The sequence below is a fragment of the Rhizobium sp. RHZ01 genome, assembly GCF_014851595.1.
In the GTDB taxonomy this organism is placed as follows: Bacteria; Pseudomonadota; Alphaproteobacteria; order Rhizobiales; family Rhizobiaceae; genus Rhizobium; species Rhizobium altiplani.
Map to the genome: position 1 here is coordinate 1 of NZ_JACUZZ010000062.1, position 5,684 is coordinate 5,684.

4 protein-coding genes are annotated in these 5,684 nt (G+C 57.2%); 2 read left to right on the plus strand and 2 right to left on the minus strand.

The genetic code is table 11. From position 1 onward, the window contains the following. Positions 1-359 precede the first annotated feature (359 nt). On the plus strand, positions 360-2,870 hold the full coding sequence (locus tag IB248_RS30605; RefSeq protein ID WP_192242220.1) for a glycogen/starch/alpha-glucan phosphorylase: 2,511 nt from the start codon (positions 360-362) through the stop codon (positions 2,868-2,870). A 31-nt stretch (positions 2,871-2,901) separates the two neighbouring features. On the opposite strand, the gene IB248_RS30610 is transcribed toward IB248_RS30605, so the two are convergent. After that, the gene (locus IB248_RS30610) at positions 2,902-3,354 is read right to left on the minus strand and encodes a hypothetical protein (RefSeq protein ID WP_192242221.1); all 453 of its coding nucleotides are present in this window, start codon (positions 3,352-3,354) and stop codon (positions 2,902-2,904) included. A 520-nt stretch (positions 3,355-3,874) separates the two neighbouring features. Continuing rightward, on the minus strand, positions 3,875-4,693 hold the full coding sequence (locus IB248_RS30620) for a MarC family protein (protein WP_192242222.1): 819 nt from the start codon (positions 4,691-4,693) through the stop codon (positions 3,875-3,877). Positions 4,694-4,888: 195 nt separating this feature from the next. On the opposite strand from IB248_RS30620, the gene IB248_RS30625 reads away from it, so the two are divergent. Then, positions 4,889-5,119 carry a hypothetical protein gene (locus IB248_RS30625; protein ID WP_192242223.1) on the plus strand — a complete coding sequence of 77 codons (231 nt, stop codon included), beginning with the start codon at positions 4,889-4,891 and terminating at the stop codon, positions 5,117-5,119. Positions 5,120-5,684: the final 565 nt, after the last annotated feature.

Genomic DNA, 5,684 nt, shown 5'->3' on the forward strand with positions numbered 1-5,684 from the left:
GGCCTGTGGTCGCGGATGGGCTGCTCTCGGCTCAGCCGGACGCCTTGTCGGGCACATCTACATCCACAACGGAGATGATTCAGGCTTCGTTTGCGAACCCGACTGACTTCTTCAACAGCCTGCTAGAGCTTGCCGCCGCAGCCTCACCAGTGTCGTTACGTGCGTCGTTTACGGTAACATACTTCACTGCGCTGTTGGTTTCAGGCACCATCAACCCGGCACCCGCCCCGCTAAAGCGCCTCTTCATGCAACACGCGGGACCGTTAGCTCGACCTTTGAGCGCGTGAAAGACGGCATGGCACTGCGATGGCTCGTAAACCAATCCCGAAGATCGTGACCGGCAGGTTCGGAGGCATGGAATGGCAGACGACCAGGAAACATCAGCCCAAGCTCCTGAATTGGAGGCGACGGACTCCATTCCCCCGCAATATGATTGCGGCCCCCTCAAGCTAAGTGGCAGCAGCAACGCGTTGTACGAACGTCATCTTCTGTTCGACAACGTGCGGGCATCGAGCGAGATAGGAAACCGCGAGCGGTATGAGGCAGTCGCACGGTCCGTTCGGGATATTCTTTCCCAGCGCTGGGAAAAGACAGAAGAGGTCTATGATCGCGAGAACCCCAAGCGGGTCTATTATCTCTCGATGGAGTTCTTGATCGGTCGTTCCCTTAACAACAACGTTGTCAACCTGGGGCTAGGCCCTCTTGCGGATCGCTTCTTTCAAAGACATCAGCTGGACGAATTGGCCTTGCTTTCCGAAGAGCCCGACGCCGGGCTCGGCAATGGTGGTCTTGGACGCTTGGCAGCATGCTTTCTCGAGTCCATGGCGACGATGCAATTGCCTGGAATGGGCTATGGCTTGCGCTACGAGTACGGGATATTCAAACAGTCGATTGTCGATGGCTGGCAACGCGAACAACCGGACAATTGGTTGCGCAGGCCTGATCCCTGGGAAGTTGCCCGACCTCACTTGGCCGTGCCGGTCGAGCTTGGATGTTCGTTCGAAGTGCGCGGGGGAAGCCTGAGAGCGATCGCCGGCGTGCCTTCAAGCTTGCTCGGAATCCCTTACGACAGGCCTGTCGTCGGCTACGGCGGAAAAACGATAAACACGTTGCGGCTATGGGCTTCCGCAACTCCCCACGTATTCGATTTCCAGGAATTCAGCGCAGGTGACTTTGTTGGCGCACTGGCCGAACGGCTGACAGCGGAAACCGTGACACGTGTTCTTTATCCGGACGATTCCACCAGCATGGGACAGGGCCTTCGCTTCGTGCAGGAATATTTCCTTGTAGCGTGCTCATTGGCCGACCTGGTTCGACGCTTCCAAAAAAGCAACAGTAATTGGGACGATCTGCCGACGAAGGTGGCTATCCAGCTCAATGACACCCATCCGAGTCTCGCCGTTGCGGAGCTCATGCACATCCTCCTGGATACGGCAAAACTTGACTGGGAGCGTTCATGGGACCTCACGAAAAGGACCCTTGCCTACACAAACCACACCCTCCTCCCGGAAGCGCTGGAAAAGTGGCCGGTGCGCTGGTTTGAGTTGATGCTTCCACGGCACTTGGAAATCATCCTGGAAATCGATCGCCGCTTGCGGGAAGAGGTGCAAACTCGCTGGCCGGGCGACAATGGCCGCATCGAGCGTATAGCCATTGTCGAGCAAGGCAATCACCTGGTGCGGATGGCTCACCTCGCAATAGCCGGCTCCCACAGCACGAACGGTGTCGCGGAGATACACTCGAAGCTGCTCCGAAACGTCACCGTGAGCGACCTCGCAGAACTCTATCCTGACCGTTTCAACAACAAGACAAACGGCGTCACGCCACGCCGTTGGCTATTGCTGTCAAATCCGGGTCTTGCCGAATGCATCTCCGAAGCTATCGGCGACCGCTGGATAGCGAACGCGACGGACCTCGAACGTCTGAGGTCGCTTGCCGATGACAGCGGGTTCATTTCCGCCGTCCAAACCGCAAAACGCAAGGCCAAAGTCCGTTTTGCCGATTGGCTCAAGGCGCAGGCGGGAGTTCTGGTTGATCCTGACACGATTTTCGATAGCCAGGTGAAGCGCATCCACGAATACAAGCGACAGCTCCTGAATGGGCTGCGAGTCGTCGCCCTCTACCATCGGCTGCGGCAGAATCCTAGTCTCGATATGCCGCCACGCACCTTCTTCTTTGCAGGAAAGGCGGCTCCTGCCTACCACGCTGCCAAACTGATTATAAAGTTCTTGAACAATCTTGCCGCCACGATCGACCGCGATCCGTTGGTGCGGGGTCGCCTTCGGCTACTATTCCTGCCCGACTACTGCGTGTCACTCGCCGAGCAGCTCATTCCTGCCAGCGACGTATCCAACCAGATATCAATGGCGGGATACGAGGCAAGCGGCACGAGCAACATGAAGTTCATGATGAACGGGGCGTTGACCATCGGCACGCGTGACGGCGCAACGATCGAAATGGCCGAGGCCGCGGGCGAAGAAAATTTCTTCCTGTTTGGGCTGACCGCAGACCAAGTTGCAAACAGCCGCTGCTGGTATAGCCCCGGCTGGCACTATGAGAACGAGCCAGAGATACGCGCTGTCCTCGACCTGATCTTCTCAGGCGAATTCTCGCGAAATGAGCCGGCAGTCACCGACGCGCTGCGCAACATACTTCTGGTCGGTGGCGATACTTACATGCATTTGGCCGATTTCACCTCCTACGTGGATGCAGATTCCAATCTTCAATCACTCTATCGGAATCCGGAAGCTTGGAGCCGCAAGGCGATCATGAACATCGCGGCTTCAGGAAGGTTCTCGAGCGATCGCACGATCGCCGAATATGCCCGCGACATCTGGGAGGTAGCTCCATGTCCGTTGCCATCGGCTTAGTCTCATGACTGGATCGATGTATCGGTCCCGGCTAGACCAGCGGGAGTTGGCTCAGAAGTTTTCTGGTTTCGATCGCATCCCAGGAAATGTATTCGGTGATGGCCATCCCCACGATTTCGCAAGCAGCAGACACATCCCGAAGGAGCCGCACCACGTGCTCAGGTTCCAGGCGCCCCCTGGGGACACCGGATAGAAACGTTTTATCAGTACCCGGTTTATTGAAAAGAATTGGCGGGAAACGGCCGGGCAGGATCGCATCGACGTCGAAATGCACTGCAAGCTGCTTGATGTCCTCGTCCGCAATCCACTTCAGGATTGCGTTACTGTCGCCGTACAACTTACGCGAGGATGTGTGTCGGAGGTTCAGGCGATCAATGACCTTCTGCTCATTAGCAGACCACTCGTCCAGCCCCGCATACATGACCTTGGACGGTCGAACAGGGATATCAACCTCGCCGACGAAATCGCGGTCGGCCCTCGCCAAGGAGCATACCGAGCACCTGCGCGTGCGCGTGACCGGTGTCCTTCAGCGTCTGGATATCTGGATGTGCATCTATCCAGAGCACTCCGACGTCCCCACCGTATCGCTTGTTGAGATACGCGATTGGGGCCAGATCGACGAGACAGTCGCCTCCGATTGTAAGGATGCGATCCGGTGCGTGCTTTTCGATCGCGGACCGCGCTGACCGGGCTTGTTACAGCAAAGCGCTCTTAGCGACAATTCCATCCTCCAGGGGCAGTTCCGCCTCACCAGGCGACGAAACGTCGATTGTTTCCTCGGGGCCCTGAGATCTCGGCGGAAGCCACGACAGCAAGCGCGAGCTGACGTAATACTCGGCGAGGTTCTCGCCTTGCCACTGGGGCAAATGTAATCTGAGGGTGTGGTCAACTGTGGCATGAGCAAACACTCCTTCGCCATCGCGTGTGCCACTGAAGTAATCAAGCCACCGAGCGCCAGGGCGGACATTCGAGGCGTGCAAACTTCCCTAGTGAGAATGCGGCGGTTACCAAGCAATCATGCTTAGACTATGCAGAATGATCTGCAGTCCCAGAGCGGCTTGGGTAACCCCGAGCACAACCGCCAAAACCTGCAATGACGTTCCGATCCATCTGAGGATGGATTCAGCAAACATCATGGCCAGCCAGTCAAGCGTCAGGATCAGCAATACGATCGCTGCCACGGTAACGCCTTCCGCTTGCCGGTCACCCGCCAACGTAGCGAAGACGATGACGGCAGCTATACCATAGGGCGTCACAATTGTTGGAAACGCCAACGGTGCCAGAGCAAATTTCAAGTCTATCTGGCCCTGCTCCGTTGGCCGTATCATTGGGTCCGCGGTCGGCTGCAAAACGGTTCGCAAAGCCACCATGAACAAGATAATGCCGCCCGTCATCGCCAGCACCGGCAACGAAATCTCCAGATTTTCAAGCATGGTGCGTCCGAGAAATCCGGCGATGGCGAGCGCCGCCGCCGAGAACAGGATCGCTCTGGTGGCTAATTGTCGCCGAACGCTGGGCTCGTAGCTGCCCGCAAGGACCTTGAATGGCACCAGTATCTTAATTGGGCCGAGCATCAAAAAAAGCATCAGGAATATCTTGCGTGAGCCGAATTCCACCTCTGGGAACTCCGGCAGGGGCAAGGATTGCGCAACGGATTGCACCGGAACGCTCACCGCCCAAACCATAGCCAGTACAGACGCCAGGAGATATCGCCGCACGGGTTCCTTTGCTTTTGTGGTATGGGTCGCCTGGTGTTCGTCCGCCATATCAGCGGAACCGAGTTGCGATCCCGCCCCATACCACTTTCCGTTCTCGACCGCCATTTCGCCTTGGGGTCGAAGCGGTCTCTGGCTTCAGTGGCTTCCCCACGCCCGGTCGGCCATTTGAAGACAAAGTCCGGCCCAGGATTGGACCATGTCCCAATACACGACGGGGTTGGGAACCAACCCGATAGCCGCTTGCATTTCGGCAGCGCTCGTTGTTCATTTCAGCAGCATGCATGTTTCATGGAGGGAGACATGGGCGCGACGATCGTCGAGCGCCTCGCAGAATGCGCCGCGATGATAGAAGATCTCTCGCAACGCATTTCCCGGATCCAAACGGGCGAGGTGCAGCATCAGGCCAGATTCGCTGGTGGGTCCTGGGAGGACATTACGCCGGAGATGCTCGTTCTCTATGAGCGTCTGCTCGAAAACCAAAAGTTCCTTGCTGAGGATCTGCGCGGCCGTTTGAGTAGCGGCGATAGCTGATCTCACCTCCCGTGGCCTCACAAGAAGGCGGGCCACCGTGGTTCGAACATTCGGCGCTGTTCAACTTCCGTTTCCGCGCCCATCAGCGATGACTTAGATCGCTGTGACACATGACAGTTCATCGTAGCGCCCGTGACTGCTTGATCAACCCGATCTGACTAGCTCGTCCGGCGATCACGAGCGCGCTATTTCGCACGATCGGCATGAATTTGCATTCCAACTGCACGTCGACAGCAATTCTCCACATTGGACAGCCATGACGGGCATAGATCGGCTCCCGTAATTTACCGTAACGTACGTGCGGCCGGGGCTGATTGCTGCTAGCCTGTCTTCATGGAGTTGCGAGGGGCCTCCGCATCCGCAAGTATTTTTCGCTCGACCGGCGGCTGCATTTTCTGCGGGTGCAAGCGAGGTTGCCCAGACGTCCGGTGGAGACGGTGATCCGTCTTCCACCAAAGAAAGAAAAGGTGCGATCATGACAAGGTTTCTTGCTTGGTGTGCAACTTGGCTGGCGGCGGTGTCCTGGCTCGTCATTCCGACAGAGCTACCGACTGCCTACGCGCAG